This is a genomic window from Paenibacillus enshidis, from assembly GCF_042136365.1.
In the GTDB taxonomy this organism is placed as follows: Bacteria; Bacillota; Bacilli; order Paenibacillales; family Paenibacillaceae; genus Paenibacillus; species Paenibacillus enshidis.
Genome location: NZ_JBHHMI010000001.1, coordinates 251,487 through 266,911 on the forward strand (window position 1 = coordinate 251,487; position 15,425 = coordinate 266,911).

General features: G+C 52.5%; 17 protein-coding genes and 1 other annotated feature. Of the genes, 7 read left to right on the forward strand and 10 right to left on the reverse strand.

From position 1 onward, the window contains the following. Nucleotides 1-238: 238 nt before the first annotated feature. Nucleotides 239-421, reverse strand: coding sequence for a DUF2524 domain-containing protein (locus ACE41H_RS01040; RefSeq protein WP_375352666.1), 183 nt, complete (start codon nt 419-421; stop codon nt 239-241). Nucleotides 422-573: 152 nt separating this feature from the next. On the opposite strand from ACE41H_RS01040, the gene ACE41H_RS01045 reads away from it, so the two are divergent. Further along, nucleotides 574-1,050: a glutathione peroxidase gene (locus ACE41H_RS01045; protein WP_375352668.1), complete on the forward strand. Its 477-nt coding sequence runs from the start codon at nt 574-576 to the stop codon at nt 1,048-1,050. A gap of 349 nt (nt 1,051-1,399) precedes the next feature. Then, nucleotides 1,400-1,714: an MGMT family protein gene (locus tag ACE41H_RS01050; protein ID WP_375352670.1), complete on the forward strand. Its 315-nt coding sequence runs from the start codon at nt 1,400-1,402 to the stop codon at nt 1,712-1,714. Between the two features lie 30 nt (nt 1,715-1,744). Here the strand turns inward: ACE41H_RS01050 and ACE41H_RS01055 are convergent, their stop codons facing one another. Continuing rightward, nucleotides 1,745-3,055, reverse strand: coding sequence for an APC family permease (locus tag ACE41H_RS01055; protein WP_375352672.1), 1,311 nt, complete (start codon nt 3,053-3,055; stop codon nt 1,745-1,747). Between the two features lie 114 nt (nt 3,056-3,169). On the opposite strand from ACE41H_RS01055, the gene ACE41H_RS01060 reads away from it, so the two are divergent. The 4 genes from ACE41H_RS01060 (at nt 3,170) to ACE41H_RS01075 (ending at nt 6,376) form a co-directional block, all read left to right on the forward strand. Next, nucleotides 3,170-4,108 (forward strand): LysR family transcriptional regulator, encoded by a 939-nt coding sequence (locus ACE41H_RS01060; RefSeq protein WP_375352674.1) that lies wholly within the window; start codon nt 3,170-3,172, stop codon nt 4,106-4,108. A gap of 95 nt (nt 4,109-4,203) precedes the next feature. After that, nucleotides 4,204-4,740, forward strand: coding sequence for an RNA polymerase sigma factor (locus tag ACE41H_RS01065; protein WP_375352676.1), 537 nt, complete (start codon nt 4,204-4,206; stop codon nt 4,738-4,740). Then, nucleotides 4,731-5,180 carry a hypothetical protein gene (locus tag ACE41H_RS01070; protein ID WP_375352678.1) on the forward strand — a complete coding sequence of 150 codons (450 nt, stop codon included), beginning with the start codon at nt 4,731-4,733 and terminating at the stop codon, nt 5,178-5,180. Before ACE41H_RS01065 ends, ACE41H_RS01070 begins: the two co-directional genes overlap by 10 nt. 59 nt (nt 5,181-5,239) lie before the next feature. Continuing rightward, nucleotides 5,240-6,376, forward strand: coding sequence for a hypothetical protein (locus tag ACE41H_RS01075; protein ID WP_375352680.1), 1,137 nt, complete (start codon nt 5,240-5,242; stop codon nt 6,374-6,376). A gap of 167 nt (nt 6,377-6,543) precedes the next feature. On the opposite strand, the gene ACE41H_RS01080 is transcribed toward ACE41H_RS01075, so the two are convergent. Together ACE41H_RS01080 and ACE41H_RS01085 are read right to left on the reverse strand one after the other, a co-directional pair. After that, entirely contained in the window at nt 6,544-7,179 is a 636-nt protein-coding gene (locus ACE41H_RS01080; RefSeq protein WP_375352682.1) for an FMN-dependent NADH-azoreductase, read from the reverse strand. Between the two features lie 127 nt (nt 7,180-7,306). Continuing rightward, complete coding sequence (locus ACE41H_RS01085) at nt 7,307-8,191, reverse strand: SDR family oxidoreductase (RefSeq protein ID WP_375352684.1); 885 nt, start codon at nt 8,189-8,191, stop codon at nt 7,307-7,309. A gap of 188 nt (nt 8,192-8,379) precedes the next feature. On the opposite strand from ACE41H_RS01085, the gene ACE41H_RS01090 reads away from it, so the two are divergent. Further along, a complete protein-coding gene (locus ACE41H_RS01090) occupies nt 8,380-9,018 on the forward strand; it encodes a TetR/AcrR family transcriptional regulator (RefSeq protein ID WP_375352686.1) in 639 nt (212 codons plus the stop codon). A 113-nt stretch (nt 9,019-9,131) separates the two neighbouring features. On the opposite strand, the gene mtnB is transcribed toward ACE41H_RS01090, so the two are convergent. Genes mtnB through proB form a run of 6 tightly spaced genes read right to left on the reverse strand, consistent with a single transcriptional unit; the run spans nt 9,132 to nt 14,990 of the window. Beyond that, entirely contained in the window at nt 9,132-9,776 is a 645-nt protein-coding gene (gene mtnB / locus ACE41H_RS01095; protein WP_375352688.1) for a methylthioribulose 1-phosphate dehydratase, read from the reverse strand. Further along, nucleotides 9,777-10,466, reverse strand: coding sequence for a 2-hydroxy-3-keto-5-methylthiopentenyl-1-phosphate phosphatase (locus tag ACE41H_RS01100; RefSeq protein WP_375352690.1), 690 nt, complete (start codon nt 10,464-10,466; stop codon nt 9,777-9,779). Beyond that, nucleotides 10,463-11,674: a 2,3-diketo-5-methylthiopentyl-1-phosphate enolase gene (locus ACE41H_RS01105; RefSeq protein ID WP_375352692.1), complete on the reverse strand. Its 1,212-nt coding sequence runs from the start codon at nt 11,672-11,674 to the stop codon at nt 10,463-10,465. Before ACE41H_RS01105 ends, ACE41H_RS01100 begins: the two co-directional genes overlap by 4 nt. Further along, nucleotides 11,671-12,537, reverse strand: coding sequence for a pyrroline-5-carboxylate reductase (gene proC / locus ACE41H_RS01110; RefSeq protein WP_375352694.1), 867 nt, complete (start codon nt 12,535-12,537; stop codon nt 11,671-11,673). The genes ACE41H_RS01105 and proC overlap by 4 nt, the downstream gene beginning before the upstream one ends. 58 nt (nt 12,538-12,595) lie before the next feature. After that, entirely contained in the window at nt 12,596-13,843 is a 1,248-nt protein-coding gene (locus tag ACE41H_RS01115) for a glutamate-5-semialdehyde dehydrogenase (RefSeq protein ID WP_375352696.1), read from the reverse strand. Nucleotides 13,844-13,889: 46 nt separating this feature from the next. Further along, on the reverse strand, nt 13,890-14,990 hold the full coding sequence (gene proB / locus ACE41H_RS01120; RefSeq protein WP_375352698.1) for a glutamate 5-kinase: 1,101 nt from the start codon (nt 14,988-14,990) through the stop codon (nt 13,890-13,892). Between the two features lie 66 nt (nt 14,991-15,056). Further along, nucleotides 15,057-15,267 (reverse strand) — a binding site (T-box leader). Nucleotides 15,268-15,425: the final 158 nt, after the last annotated feature.

The window sequence follows — 15,425 nt, forward strand, 5'->3', positions numbered from 1 at the left end:
ACCAAGGCTCGACGATCGCCGGAATACATATGAGAATCACTGTTTAATCGAGTGATGTATGCACGGGGATTTATCGGGGAAAATCGTGTATCAAAGGCTTGGCATATGGACATGCATCAGGTGGAATTTTATTTTCGCTGTACGCTGACAACAGACTACGGCAATCCAATGGAACAGAATTAAGAAGCCGGATTCTGTGCAGGACCCGGCTTTGTTTCGCGATTGCATTATTTGTCCATTATTGGTTGATATCACATTTGTTCATAATGAACGAAATCTGATTTTCCAGCCGGTTAATGGTTTCACGGGTTTCCTTGTCATCAGCGCCCTGTGAACGGAGTGAAGCGAGCTGCTGCTTTAATTGCTGCAGATCCTCACTGGCGTTCGCACAGTCATAATTGCTTTCCAGATTATCGAGCATGCAAAATCCTCCATTGTTCAAGTGTCCCTGTTATTATGCTCCAAAGGTAATGTGCATACGCAATAGTTGAGTAAATCAACATCAAAGACTTACAATAAGGAAGAAGGGGATCATACAAATCCCCAATCCGGTTCATCTGGGAGGATTTTACAATGAAGACCGTATATGATTTTGAAGTGAACAAGCCAAATGGTGAAAAAAGATCGTTAAAAGATTACGAAGGCAAAATTTTAATCATTGTGAATACGGCAAGCAAATGCGGTTTTACACCTCAATTCAAAGAATTGCAGGAGCTGTATGAAAAATACCAAGCTGAAGGGCTGGAGATTCTTGGCTTCCCCTGTGATCAATTCAATAATCAGGAATTTAGCAATATAGAAGAAACCACTCAATTTTGCCAGCTGAATTATGGAGTGAAGTTCCCCATGTATGCGAAAATTGATGTAAATGGAGAGCACGCAGATCCTCTTTTTGCATTTTTGAAGGAGCAGAAAAAAGGAGTTCTCTCCAACAGAATCAAATGGAATTTCACGAAGTTCCTTGTCGATCGGAAGGGGAAAGTTGTAAAGCGATATGCCCCTACCACGGCTCCGGGAAAAATAGAAGGGGATCTTATAGCCTTAATCTAGTGGGTTGATCCCGAAAAACGTGAACGTTGGTGACGGCAGATCAGATCGTATGAAGCTAACGGACCTGAATGACCTTATTTGCCTGTAAAGCCGCCGTTTTCATTTTTAACGGACGGGAGAGCCGCTATTTGCTTGAAAAAGGTCGGATATGTGTACATCAATGCACAATAAGGTTTGTGGTGTCCGTTACAGCACTGAAAGCTGCTGATTTCGCAAAATAACGGCGCTGTGGTCCGTTAGGATGTTAGGATTGTCTTGGCGGTACGAACGGCTTGATCTCCTGCCGAATTCTCTTTAGGATGTACATATCCGCTATTACTTAGCTTATTTGGACAGGAGGATTTCAAGCTTGACACCATTTACAGCCCGGGTCATTGAAGTGATTCAACAGATTCCGGAAGGAAAAGTAATGACTTACGGACAAATCGCGAGAGAAGCGGGAAGCAGCCGTGCCGCAAGGCAGGTCGTCCGGATTCTTCATTCCATGAGCCGGAAACATCAACTGCCATGGCATCGTGTGGTTAATGCCAAGGGCGAAATTGCGGTCCAGGATGACGAATCGGCTGAACTGCAATGCCTGTTTCTGCAATCTGAAGGAGTTGAACTGCTGGGCAACCGCAGAATTGATCTGGAAACATTTCAGCATCACCCTAATGCCGATTAAAATGGCAGGTAAGGGTGATGCTGAACTTGCTTATTTGCCGGCCGGAGGCTGATCGGATAGCGGTGTGCGAGTGCGCCCGCTTTTTTGCTGTCTCAGCAGACCTGCAGCCCAGCACACGACGAGAATGGCACAGGGATAGAGCATCGCCCAGCCCGTAAACGGAAAGACCGCAGCCGTGCATATAAAAGAAATCCAGCTTACAGCGAGTGCGCGTCTGTCTTCCTTCAGCAGACGGATCCCCGCAGCGCATCCGCACAGGTAAGTCAGAATAAAGGCGGCATTCGGCAGCTGTATCAGTGTTGTCAGCGAAACCAGCCGAGTTCCGTACAGCGTCATGACCAGGACAAATGAAACGCCCAGAAAGAGCAGTCCACCCGCAGGAGAATGGTAAGTACCGGACACCCGGCCCATCCATGCCGGAGCATGTCCTTCGCGTGCCAAGGCGTATGCCACGCGTGAAGCGGCGCCGGCATAAGCGATAATGGTGGCTGTACAGATAAAAATGCCCATAACCCCAACCATCAAGGCTCCCAGATGTCCAAGTGGAGCGCTGATCAGATGAACCAGCGCTGTGTCCGCGCCCGCAAGATAGCTTCCCGTGCCGACGACAGCCAGCGCGGACAGGAAGTAAAGGATGCCGACGATAACGGCAGCGATCATTACTCCTTTTACCGCCGCCCGCTGCGGATTTTTAAATTCCTCCGACATATGAGACACAGCTTCCCAACCGATAAAACACCAGAACAAAATAGCCGCCGCCTGACCGACGCTGAGCCAGCCGTGCGGAAGAAAGGGCGCAAAATGCGTTGTCTCCATTTGCGGCACAGAAACGGCAAATGCGAATAAAAGCACGGCTGCAATGGCGATGACCACGGCAATTTGAATGCCGCCGGCAAGCTTCATTCCGAACCAGTTGACCAGCAAACCACAGACCAGAATTAGGGACGCGATGACAATGCGCGCATGCTCACCCCAGCCCAACGCGGCTGTCAAATAACCGGCGCCGGTAAGTGCGGCGACAGGAGCCCCGATCGGCACGGACATCAGAAAGAACCATCCGACAACAGCCCCGGCACGGGGGCCGAAAGCAAGGGTGACGAAGTGGGATACACCGCCGGCATTGGGGTATTTGGCCGAAAGCAGTCCCATGGAAAGGGCCATCGGCAAAATAAGCAGGGTCATAAATCCCCAGGCCAGCAGCGAGGCAGGACCGGCCATTTCCGCCGCGAGCCCGGGTACGATCAGTACGCCTGAACCAATGACCGCTCCGATATAGAGAGCCACGGCCTGAGGTGTTCCGATTGTTTTTTTCAGTTGTTGTTGAGATGTGTTAGATTCCATGTGGTCTTTCCTCTTTCCTTGAATTTGAATCCAGCTTAACAGATAATAGGTTCATCGGAAAAACGGAATTATTAAATCATTTGCATCGGTATTATCGATGGAAGAGGAGGAGCTATGGAATCCCGCAATTTATTTACATTCCTTGTCGTCGTGGAAGAGGGAGGCTTTACGCGTGCCGCCCAGCGGCTCGATTATGCGCAATCCAGCATAACGGCGCAGATTCAGGTGCTTGAAACGGAACTGGGCACACCGCTGTTTGATAGAATAGGCAAGAAAATTGTACTGACAGATGCGGGCAGAAAGCTTCTGCCCTATGCCCAGGAAATTGCCAAAATGCATGCTTTGGCCAAAGACGCTGTCCATTCGGTTACAGAAATGGGCGGCACACTGATGATCGGTGCACCGGAATCGCTGGCCGTGTACCGTCTGCCTGCCGTGCTGCGGGAATACCGTGACCGTTATCCTAATGTAAAAATCACCCTGAAACCCGGCTTATGCCGGGAGCTGAAGGACCAGGTCCGGTCGGGACAGCTGGATCTGGCTTTTTTGCTGCAGCCGGAAGCAGAGGATAAGGAGCTCCATACCGAGCTGCTTGTTGAAGAGGAGATGGCGCTGATCGCTCCGCCGGGTCACCCGCTTGCAGGGCTGGAGCGAGTAGAGCCCGCTCAGCTCAGACAGGAAACGATTCTGCATACCGAAGCCGGCTGCACTTACAGAGCCCTTTTTGAGCAGCATCTGAACAGCTGCGGAATTTTCCCGGATCCGAGTCTTGAATTTTGGAACATTGAGGCCATCAAGCAGTGTGTTATGACAGGGCTCGGTCTGTCATTATTGCCGCTCGTAACCGTACAGAATGAGCTGAAGGAGGGCAAGCTGCTGCGGCTGAACTGGGATGACAGCTTGCAGCGTGTCTCGACACAGGTTGTGTATCATACAAAAAAGTGGCAGTCACCCGCTTTAAGCGAGCTGCTGCAGATCATATCGAAGCATGCTGCGGGATGGCGGCAAATTCCTGCACCAGCAGTTGATACTCATGCTTATCTAACTCGATAACGAAATAAATAAAAACTTTTATAAAAATTGCAGGGGGAACTGCAGGCTGTTGCGTCTATAGGTTTGGGAAGGAGGAGACAGTCATTGAAACGGACATGTTAATCGCACGGATCCGGCGCGGGGAACAGAGCGCTTTTCGCGAACTGGTGGACCGGTACAGCAGGCATGTATACCAGACGGCCTATTCGGTTCTTCAGGATGCAAAGGAAGCGGAGGATGTCTCCCAGGAAACGTTCGTACAGGTGTACACTTCTCTTTCCCAGTACCGCAATGAAGGTTTTAAGTCATGGCTGACTAGAATAGCGGTCCGTAAAGCCATCGATGCCAAACGAAGGCGCAGTCGCAGAACGGCTGATATGACCGTGGGGGACGAGGCTTTGTTAGTCCTTCCTTCCCGGGAAGAGGATATACTGGGCAGACTGATCCGACAGGAGAGGCGCAAGGAACTGGCGGACAAGATCGAATCGCTGCCCGAGCAGCACAAGGAAATGGTTACCGCCTTTTACTTGCAGGGCAAAAGCTACGAGCAAATGTCGGAAGAGATGCAGGTCGCTTTAAAAACGGTCGAATCCCGATTGTATAGGGCAAGGCAGTGGATTCGGCGCCACTGGAAGGAGGAAGAATGGCGATGAACGGCGGCAGCGGCATATCAGCACAGGACATAAGGACTTATATGAATGGCGGTTGCACCGCAGAGCAGGCGGATTACATAGAACAGCTGCTGCTTGAGGATGAAGCCATTTTTGCGGAATACATGAAAGAGCTTGAGCGGCTGCAGGATCGTCTGCCGCAGTTGGACAATCCGGTCTCGTTTGCCGAGCGGGTTATGGCCAGTTTGCCGGTCAGCAATAACGCAGCAGCGTCCGGCAAGAAGGCTGGGCAGCGCTGGTATGAGCACGCCTTTTTCCATTATGCGTTGGCTGCGAGCATTACGCTCCTGATTCTGTTTTCGGGCGCTTTCGACAAGCTGACCGCTGAGCGGTCGCTGCTGCTGGAGCAAGGCTCTGCCCCTTCGTACAGCGCTGAGGCAATGAAAGCGGCCACCGGCTGGCTGGACAGGATGAAGCAGTAGCGGACCGCACCGCTTCAGACCTTGGATTTGAATGATAATACAGAAAGGATGAAACAAACATGCCGGATGATCCACAGCGGAGCAGGCTGTTGGCGCTGCTTTTGAATATGGTGCCTGGTCTCGGGTTCTTTTATTGGAACAGGAAAGCGGCCGGATTTTTGTATATGTTATTGTTTTTTGGTGGTATAGCAGGAGGACTGCTGCTGTTCGCAATCTCCAGTGATGATACCTTTATATTGCTAACTATGTTGGGGGCGGTGGCGGTATGGGGCATCAGCATGCTGCATCTCCTGCTCAGGCTGCTCAGCAGTCAGAATGCTTATTATCCGCCTGCGGGTTACCCCTATGGGCCTCCCGGGGAAGGCGGCGGTGCTTACCCGGGTACATTCCCGGATTATGAGCAGCATATCCCGCAGCCGGTATCCAGGAAGAGTGAAAAGCTCAATACCATTCTGCTTTCGTTCATCCCGGGGTTGGGTCATTTATACATGGGCCTGATGCAGCGGGGGCTGTCGTTTCTGATCACCTTTTTCGGCATTGGTGTTGTGACCTTTTTTGCTGCTGTCATCACGGGCACAGAGAGCTTTCTGGTGTTTCTCGGTATTCTGCCTGTCATCTGGCTTTACTGTGTGTTTGATGCCCTTCGATACATTGAGCACAGGCAGGCCGGAGACATTCTGGGCGACCGCACCCTGTTCGAGGAATTTGAGCTCGGAAGAGTCGGAGGCCGGCGCAGCAAGGTATTGGCCATGATTCTGTCCGCCTTTCCGGGGGCTGGTCAAATGTATCTCGGACTGCAAAAGCGCGGGCTGCAGCTCATGTTATTGTTTGTCGGAGGAATTTATATCCTTGATGTCCTTAGACTGAGCGTGTTTTTGTTTCTGATTCCCGTGATCTGGTTCTACAGCTTCTTTGACGGACTGCAGCAGGCAAGCCGCTATGAGCGGGAGCCGCTTGAGGACAGACCGATTCTGGAAATGTTTGCGCAGCACCAGAAGCTGCTCGGGCTGATTCTGCTTTGCATGGGTGTGTACTTTGTGATGATGAACATGGTTGTGCCGTTTATTGATGTGCGTTTACCGGAGCTGCGCCTGCAGGAGCGGATTGATACTCACCTGCGTACAGTAATCGTTTCGTTGGTGCTGATCGGAGGGGGGACCAAGCTGCTTATGGGCAGCAGGAGGAGAGCAAGCTGAGCACACAACACGGCTATATCCCGGACAAAAAGCGCTGAACGCGGTCATCCAGCCTGGCGGCAATGTTTACACCAAGCTGGATGGATGCTTTACCTTTTAACGTCCAATGGAGCAAAACCGCTCAACGAGAACTTCGTTGAGCGGTTTTTGTTGTATCGTCTTCTTCTTTAAAATGTGGCCGCCAGCTTTTTCGCCTGCTCTATTGCTTTCTCTTTGATGGCCTGCGCCCGGTCTGGCTGGGCGTTCATGCCTTCGACGAACAGCGCCTCAAATGAGGAAATGCCCCAGAAGCCGCTCAAGATCCGCAAATAACGGCTCCCGGACTCCAGCTCCTTGGCCGGTCCTTCGGAATAAATTCCACCATTGGCCTGGATATGAAGCATCTTTTTATCGGTCAGCAGACCTACCGGCCCTTCAGCGGTATAGCGGAACGTTTTGCCTGCCACGCAGACGGCGTCCGTATAAGCCTTCAAAATCGGAGGGAACGAAAAGTTCCACATCGGGTTCACAAAAACATATTTGTCGGCGCTGACGAACTGATCGACGATTTCATTCAGACGGTTCACCTTCGTCTGTTCGTCCGGGCTTAACTGCGAAAACTCCGTGCCTGAAGCGAGCTTGCCCCAGCCGCTGAATACGTCGGCATCAATATGCGGCACATGAATCTTGTATAGATCCAGATGCTCTACCTTGTCCTGCGGATTCGCTTGCTGATAGGCTGTGCGAAAGGCTTCTCCCACAGCCATGCTGTAAGAGCTGTGATGGTCATGCGGATGGGCTGTAATGTATAGAACTGTTGCCAATCGGATTCGCTCCCTTGTTCAATTTTTGGTCTCCATGCTAGTGTGAGCCATGAAAGGAATTTTTATAATGTCCCGGCCCGGTTTCTTGAGATAGGGAGCGTCCGGGCAGTGAAGAGGTGAAGGATGTTCAACGGTTAAAGTAGTGACCCTGTTCGAGATCCGGGATCAGTGCAGGGTGCACTGGCCGCCATCCCAAACGTTCCTGGGTCAATGCGCTCGATGTTTGTTCGCCGACGGACGCGAAGTGGCTGATCCAGCCGAAGTGGCCGTCTGCCTCTGCGCGGGAAATACTGACCACTGGCAGGTTCAGATGGTGGCCGATGATGCCAGCGATATCCCGGAATGGCACGCCCTCATCAGCAACCCCGTGATATCTGGCTCCGGCCTCCCCCTTCTCAAGCGCCAGTCTGAAGAGACGTGCGGCATCAAGCTGGTGCACTGCAGGCCAGTGGTTCAAGCCGTCACCCACATAGGCTGACACGCCTTTTTCACGCGCGATGCCAATCAGAGTCGGAACAAAGCCGTGATCCCCATTGCCATGGACCGACGGTGCAAGCCGCACCACTGACGCGCGCACCCCGCGCGAAGCCAGCGAAAGCGTCGCTTCCTCGGAGCTCCGCGGCCCTCCTGGGGCGGGTTCGACCTCTTCCGTCCCGATACGTCCCGGCGGGAGCATGAGCGTCCCCGAGGTACCCACGAATGGTTTGCCAGAGCCTTCGAGCACTGCTCCAATCGCTTCAATCGCGAGCCTGTCTGCCTCACAAGCGGCCGCAAAGTTCAAGAAGTCATGGATGAAAGCAAGGTGAATGACGCCGTCCGCAGCGGCAGCACCACTGCGAAGGCTGTCGAGGTCGTCGAGGGCACCGCGATGTACCTCGGCCCCGGCTGCAATCAGCGATGCGGCGGCCTTGTCTGAACGGGCAAGGCCGACGACCTGATGCCCTGCATCGATAAGCTCGCGGACGACGGCGGAGCCAACAAAGCCCGTCGCGCCTGTTACAAAAATACGCATACTTTTTAGTCCTCCTCTAATGGTTCAGGTATGGGATGTCCGGTTACAGAGTGATTATATAACAGGGAATTAACTAAGTAAACTATTTTTATTATTTTGGTTAACTTAATTAAATTTATAAATAGTGTTTGTGGTGCTGAAAATTTGGTATAATATCGTTTATGAGTGTCGAAGGAGGCTTCAAATTCGTGAGAAAACCCGCAGGTACAAATAAATATATCGCCAAAATAAAACCTGTTATTCGCAACACCAAATTCAGCCAATTAAAAATAGACGATATCGCAAAATATATGGATATTAGCAAAGTGACGCTTTATAAGTATTTTTCATCCAAGGATGAAATCATCCAGCAGGTTGTAGAGTACTCGGTCAGCTTCCTGCAAGAGGTTGATGCTGTTGTACAGGATGACTCTGTATCTTTTGTTGAGCGCTTTCAAAAAACGTTTCTGCAATCGTTGATAAGCGTCATTTATATATCTGATGTGTTTTTACAGGATCTCAAAGAATTTTATCCGCATCTTTTTGAAAATCTGGCCATTGCCCAAATAAATAGAAATCAAAATTTACAAGCTTTTTTTGAATCCGGGATGGAGCAGAACATTTTTAACAGAATGAATGCAGTGCTGTTTATGGTTCAAGATGATGCTGTGCTGCGGCGTATGATGGAGCCATCCTTTTCCATCCAGTATGATGTCACCCTGAAACAAGCAATTATTGATTTTTATAACATGAAAAAGTATCAATTGCTTACACCTGAATATCTGGATTCTATAGACGATTCCGTGGTTGAAAATGAGATTGCGAAAATCTTACAAACTATTTCTTAGATATTTTGTTGAGAGCGGAGTGTCTCAGAACATGAAAAAGGAGAGCCCAGGATCAACAGACCTTTTGGGACATCTCCTTTACTCGAACTGTCAGGTGCCTTACATGACGAGCATTATTTGTTCAGCAGCAAAGATCTGTAGACCGTCTCAAACATAAACTCAAAGGCTTCCAGATGCTTCTTGGCCTCAAACGTGTCACGGCCCCACGCGTAGATACCGTGATTACGCAGCAGAATGCCGGGAACCTGCTCATTTAATACACCAGGTACCAGCTTGGCGATGGCGGAAATATCGGCGTAGTTGGGCAATACAGGAACGGCAATCGCCGCATTTTCCTCCCAGATGTTGAAAGCCTTGATCAGCTCAATGCCCTGAAGTGGTACGGCGCCTTGTTCCCCGTAATACTCGGAAATCAGATTGTTAAACACGGTATGGACGTGGAACACGGCACCGCAGCCTGTCAGGCGGTAAATTTCGCAGTGAATCAGCGTCTCCGCGCTTGGCTTCAGACCGGTGGTCTCCGCCGGACGGCCTTCCTGATCCACGATCAAAAAATCCTCCGGTGTGCGTTTGCTTTTGTCTTTCCCGCTCGCGGTAATGGCAAAGTGGAACCGGTCGCCATCCATTTCACCTACCCGCAGCGACAGATTGCCGCTTGTGCCGGGAAACCAGTTGCGGGCAGCGAACAGTTCCTTTACGTCTGCCAATTCTTCGAGTACACGCCGTTTTTCCTCGGCAGGAATATGGACCAGGCTCACTTACAGCACTCCTTCTTCAAACTTAAATTCCAGATCAGAGACGATATCGTCAAACGTTGCAAACGGAACATGGGACACGCCCAGCTCCGCGCATTTGTCGGTCAGTATGGAGCGGGAGTAGACGAAATCGGCAATTTTCGCACCTTCAAAATCGGTCAGGCTGTCCCCGATCAGTATCCGGCGGTAGCTATCGGCAGGAAAACGCCGCATAACGGTCGTCTTGCACATGCCGCAGCCGCTGTCAAACATGTTGCTGCACTGGTCATCACAAGGATGGGGCCAAGTGATTTCGATGTGATCTCTCGAAAAATCGGCACCGTTGCAAAAAATATGATCATGCGGGATGCCGAAAGGCTTCAGCAACGGATCGATAAAAAAGTCCATGCCGCCGCTGGTCACATAAAATTCGATACCTTGCTCCTGCAAATAGTCAAGGAAGCGTCCAAAACCTTCGCGGATGCCGGCTTGTCCAAGCACAAATTGCACAATCTCCTCCTTCCGCGACGAGGGGAGCAGGGCGAACATCGCGCTGACACCCTCACGGACGGAGATTCGCTGCTGAATGATATCATCCAGAATCGGTTCATAACCCGGCGGGCGGAAATGCTTCATAATGGCGACAATATTGTCGCTCACAGTGATCGTGCCGTCAAAATCACAAAAGATGACGGGTTTTTTCACTGCTGTCATCGTTCTCCACCCCATAATTGCAAAGCAGACTGCAGTTCAGGATGGGAGGCAGCGTATTCGGCGAGCGGAATGTTCTGTCCCGCAGCTTCGATGGCCTGCATGAAAGCGCGGCCGCCAGCTTCCGTGCCCATCGGATGGCCGTGGATACCGCCGCCGGCGTTGATCACGACATCCTGGCCGAAATCGCGCAAAATCAAGGGGACAAGCCCCGGATGAATTCCTGCCGAAGGTACGGGCAGACTCGTTTTTATAGGCAAATTCGTACGCAGCAGCTCATCCCGGATGGCCATGTTCTCTTCGCGCGGCATCGTAACCGACCCGTAAGGGGAAGGGAAGAGCACCAGGTCCGCCCCGGCCAGGCGCATGAGCTGTCCGAGCAGCACGGATGCTGAAATGCCATAGTAAGGGGAAGGGTAAAAGGCCCCCGCCAGCGCCGGGTGGGCTGCAATCGGTACATTGATGTCCGGGTCGGAGCTGAGCTCATGCAGGACATCGTAGCCGTAAGCCAGCACATTGAACAGAAGCGCATTCGCCCCGGCCTGCACCGCTTTGATCGCCTGGCTTCTGAGCCGGGAGGTCGGTCCGGTCAGGTTGGCGGCGTAAAGCAGCTTTTTGCCTGTCTCGCGGCCAGCTTCCTCAGCCGCCTTGAGACAAGCCTCCACGCGCTTTTCGATCGGAGTCAGTTCGTTCTCAAACAGAATTTCGTCATCCTTGATCAGAACGACGCCGCCCAGCGCCTGCTTCACAAACTGCTCCTTCAGCTCATCCAGATTCAATCCGATGACGGATTTGAAGATGCTCATAAACAGAGGGCGGTCATGCACATTCAGCAGCTCGCGCACCCCTTGAATGCCGAAACGCGGGCCGGGGAAGGCGGACAGAAATCGCTCCGAGAAATCGAGCTTCGTCAGCTTGATGCGCCCGTCCATCGATATTTTACCAAACACCGTGACAAGCAGTGCGGGAATGTCTGCGCTGAAATTGACATCAGGATAGGCGATGGTCAGATCGGCATAGCGCTGTCCGGGACCATTGTCCACCACTTCCACGCTGGTGACCTGACCGAGATGCTTTTGCATGGCTTCACGTTTCGTCTGTGGCAGCTCTGTCCAGCTTCCGACAGTCATGCCTACCGCGATTGACTCGGCTTTTTTGTTAAAATCTGCTTTGTCGTCGTATACGCGGTAGGTTGCCTGGCAATAGCTCATTCAATTCCCTCCTTTAACGCATCTCCCATCTCACGGGAGCGCTCTGCGCTGCGATAGACTGCGCTGATGACGGTTTCGAAGAAATCCCCTTCATCCAGCTTTTGCAGCGCGGCAATGGTTGAGCCGTTTGGCGACATGATTTTTGCGCGGAGCGCGGACGGCTCTTCTTCAGTCTGCTGTACCATCCGGGCTGCTCCAAGGACGGTTTGCACGGTCAGCTCCCGGCACTGCTCTGCTGTCAACCCCCCGCGGATACCGGCGGCCATCATGGCTTCCATCAAGTAATAGACATAAGCCGGGCCGCTGCCTGAAATGCCGGTGAGGATTTCCATTTTATCCTCGTCAACGATAGTGACGGTGCCAACGGATTCGAACATCTGCAGCACGCTGGTCCGCTGCTCCGGAGAAATCTCCTTCGAAAAGGTAATGCCTGTGGCGCCAAGCCCGATCGAACTTGAGGTGTTCGGCATCGTACGGGCAATCGGCTGGTTGCGGCCAAGCAACTGCTGCATCGTACGAATGGACAGTCCGGCGATCACGGAGATGAGCAGCTGATTTTCAGACAACAGAGGACCCATAGCTTTCAGCGCCGCTCCTGCGTCCTTCGGTTTCATGGCGAGCACGATGATGGGCGCGCGGCGCAGCAGTTCTTCTTTGTCGGCCTTATCATTCTGGGTCAATACCCCGTAGCGTGTTTTAAGCTCCAGCAGTCTTGCCGCATTGCTGCGGTTGGTTACAGTAATCCCTTCAGGCCATACTACATGGCGGGCAATCATGCCTTTGATCAGGGATTCGGCAAGCGAGCCGGCACCCGAGAAAACGATTTGCTGTGAAATTAAGGTCTTTGGTGCAGATTCACACATAATTGAATTTTACCTCCTGGATATCTTTAATATTGACGCTAACCCTCTCAGGGGTGATTTATTCGCGGATTTGTCCGCCACCGCGGACGATATATTTGACGGAAGTAAGGGCAGGCAGACCCATCGGTCCGCGTGCATGCAGCTTCTGGGTGCTGATGCCGATCTCCGCCCCGAAGCCGAATTCAAAGCCGTCGGTAAAGCGGGTGGAAGCATTGTGATAGACCGCTGCCGCATCAACCTCCTGCAGAAAACGCGCGGCATTTGCCTCGTCTTCGGTAATAATGCATTCGGAATGCATCGTGCCAAAGCGGGCAATGTGCTCCAGAGCTTCATCCAGACCGCCTACAACCTTCACGTTCAGAATGTAGTCGTTGTACTCGGTGGCGTAGTCTTCTTTGGTGACTTGCAAAGCAAAAGGCGCCAGCTCCCGTGTTCTGTCACATCCGCGCAGCTCCACACCCGCTTCCCGGAAGCGCTCTGCAAGTCGGGCCAGATGGGCAGACGCAAAATCCTCATGAACGAGCAGCGTCTCCATCGAGTTGCAGACAGACGGGCGTTGTACCTTCGCGTTGAGCGCAATCTGTTCCGCCATCGCCGGATCAGCCGAAGCGTCCAGATACGTGTGGCACACCCCGGCGCCGGTCTCAATCACAGGCACGGTGGCGTTCTGCACGACAGTCTGGATCAGAGATCTGCCTCCGCGCGGAATAATAACGTCGATCAGTCCGTTCAGCTTCAGCATTTCGTCTACAGAAGCTCTGTCTGCGTCCTCAATAATCTGCAGCGCATTCCGTGGAATGGCTGTAGTGTCGAGCGCCTCATGCAATATTTCCGCCAGCTTCCGGTTGGAGGACAGGGCGGCTGAGCCGCCGCGCAGCACGACCGGGTTGCCGGTCTTCAGGCACAGTCCGGCGGCGTCCACCGTTACATTGGGACGGGCCTCATAGATGATGCCGATTACGCCGAGCGGCACCCGAATCTTTTCGATATGCAGCCCGTTCGGTCTGTCCAGCACCTCCAGCGTATCACCGACCGGATCGGGCAGGGCGGCAATTTGCCGCAAACCTTCGGCAATACCTTCAATCCGCGCTTCCGTAAGCTTGAGCCGGTCGAGCAGCGACTCCGAGGTACCGTTTGTACGACCACGCTGCAAATCGTCATCATTCGCCGCAATCAGCTCGTCACGGTGCTGAACAAGAGCTTCGGCCATAACGAGCAGCGCCTCATTTTTTTGCTGTGTGCTGAGTTTGTTTAACGCCCCGGCCGTAGCTCTTGCCAACGACGTCTTATCCTTTACTTCACTCATTTCGTTCTACCTCCTCAAGTAATGTCCTGCAAGGCCGGCTTGGCCTTCACAATGTAATCCACTCATCCCGATGAATGACCTCAAGCCTGTGAATGGTCCCGATTTTTCGGATAACGTCTCCGCTGGGGAGTCCCAAAATCGACCGGAGCTGCTCATCGTCATAATTGACGATGCCTCTTCCCAGAATGCGCTTTTTCGGCCCCACGACTTCAACGACATCGCCGGCACTGAACGTTCCTTCCACGTTAAAGACTCCGACAGGCAGCAGACTGTGGCCGTCGTGAAGCAACGCTTTTTCGGCCCCGGCATCGACATGCACGGTTCCAAGAGGCGTGGACATAAAGCCGAGCCACTGCTTTTTCACGGGCAGGGAAGAGAGATGGGTATCAAAATAAGTGCCCCGTCCCGTGCCTTCAACGCTGCGCAGCAGATCCCCCGGTTCAGCTACCCTGCCCACAAATACCGGCACACCGCCGCGCACGGCCACTTTGGCGGCCTCCACCTTGGAGCGCATGCCGCCCGTACCCACGGAAGAGCCGGAGCCGCCGGCAAGCTCGTAAATTTCCTCCGTAATTTCGGAAATTCTGTCAAAGCGGACCGCCTGTGGATGCTTGCGCGGATCCGCGGTGTACAGGCCGTCCATATCCGTAATAATACTCAAGTGAGCAGCTTTGGACAGGTTGGCGACGAGGGCGGACAACATGTCGTTGTCGCCGAATTTCAGCTCATCGACCGAAACGGTATCGTTTTCGTTGAAAATAGGGATCACCCGCTGCTCCAGAAGTTCTTCCATCGTGCGGCGCGCATTATTCATCCGCTTGCGGATGAGGAAGTCACTGCGTGTCAGCAGAATCTGGGCTGTTGTAATCCCGTGGCTGCCAAAGGCCTGCTGGTAAGCCTGCATGAGCAGGGCCTGACCTACAGCGGCAGCGGCCTGCTTCTCATGCAGCTGCTTCGGGCGAAAGCGGTAGCCGATCTCCCTGAAGCCTGCCGCCACAGCGCCTGAGGTTACGAGCAGCAGCTCGTGGCCCTCGGCATGCATGGCCGCCATTTCCGCCGCAAAGAACGAAATTGCATCCCTGTTCAGCCCCCCTTCATCCCCGGTCAGCGAGCTGCTGCCGATTTTGACAACAATACGTGAAGACATGGGTTCCACTTCCTTTAATGGCATAGACTCATTTGTAAAAAGACAACAAAAAAACTTTCATCCTTAGCAAAGGACGAAAGTTTGAGCTTCCGCGGTACCACCTTTATTGATGATTGGCATCATCCGACTTCATTCCTGTAACGTCAGAGGACGTCCTGCAGATGCAGGCCGCTCGGGGGTAGGGTTCGGAGAGGGTCAACGGTAAATTCTCACAGCCTGTCGGAATTTACTCTCTGGTCGCCACCGCTTCTCTTACTGGCCCCGTCATTGCGTTTATTGTTTTGTTATGGTTTTAGAATTTATAAGTTTTCAGCGGAGCTGAACAATTCTATAACCTCAAGAAAAGCTTCCGCTAAACGCGGTCTGTCTTCTGTGAAAGTACGTCGATAGATGTTTTTCTTATCACCAAGAATATCACGGCCGCCGCATTTTGGC

Bases quoted from the DNA above. Each gene is read 5' to 3' on its own strand.
- proB (WP_375352698.1), bottom strand. From the start codon at position 14,990: ATGTCTTCACGTATTGTTGTCAAAATCGGCAGCAGCTCGCTGACCGGG.
- ACE41H_RS01065 (WP_375352676.1), top strand. From the start codon at position 4,204: ATGTTAATCGCACGGATCCGGCGCGGGGAACAGAGCGCTTTTCGCGAA.
- ACE41H_RS01060 (WP_375352674.1), top strand. From the start codon at position 3,170: ATGGAATCCCGCAATTTATTTACATTCCTTGTCGTCGTGGAAGAGGGA.
- ACE41H_RS01070 (WP_375352678.1), top strand. From the start codon at position 4,731: ATGGCGATGAACGGCGGCAGCGGCATATCAGCACAGGACATAAGGACT.
- proC (WP_375352694.1), bottom strand. From the start codon at position 12,537: ATGTGTGAATCTGCACCAAAGACCTTAATTTCACAGCAAATCGTTTTC.
- ACE41H_RS01040 (WP_375352666.1), bottom strand. From the start codon at position 421: ATGCTCGATAATCTGGAAAGCAATTATGACTGTGCGAACGCCAGTGAG.
- ACE41H_RS01105 (WP_375352692.1), bottom strand. From the start codon at position 11,674: ATGAGCTATTGCCAGGCAACCTACCGCGTATACGACGACAAAGCAGAT.
- ACE41H_RS01100 (WP_375352690.1), bottom strand. From the start codon at position 10,466: ATGACAGCAGTGAAAAAACCCGTCATCTTTTGTGATTTTGACGGCACG.
- ACE41H_RS01055 (WP_375352672.1), bottom strand. From the start codon at position 3,055: ATGGAATCTAACACATCTCAACAACAACTGAAAAAAACAATCGGAACA.
- ACE41H_RS01115 (WP_375352696.1), bottom strand. From the start codon at position 13,843: ATGAGTGAAGTAAAGGATAAGACGTCGTTGGCAAGAGCTACGGCCGGG.
- ACE41H_RS01085 (WP_375352684.1), bottom strand. From the start codon at position 8,191: ATGCGTATTTTTGTAACAGGCGCGACGGGCTTTGTTGGCTCCGCCGTC.
- ACE41H_RS01075 (WP_375352680.1), top strand. From the start codon at position 5,240: ATGCCGGATGATCCACAGCGGAGCAGGCTGTTGGCGCTGCTTTTGAAT.
- ACE41H_RS01045 (WP_375352668.1), top strand. From the start codon at position 574: ATGAAGACCGTATATGATTTTGAAGTGAACAAGCCAAATGGTGAAAAA.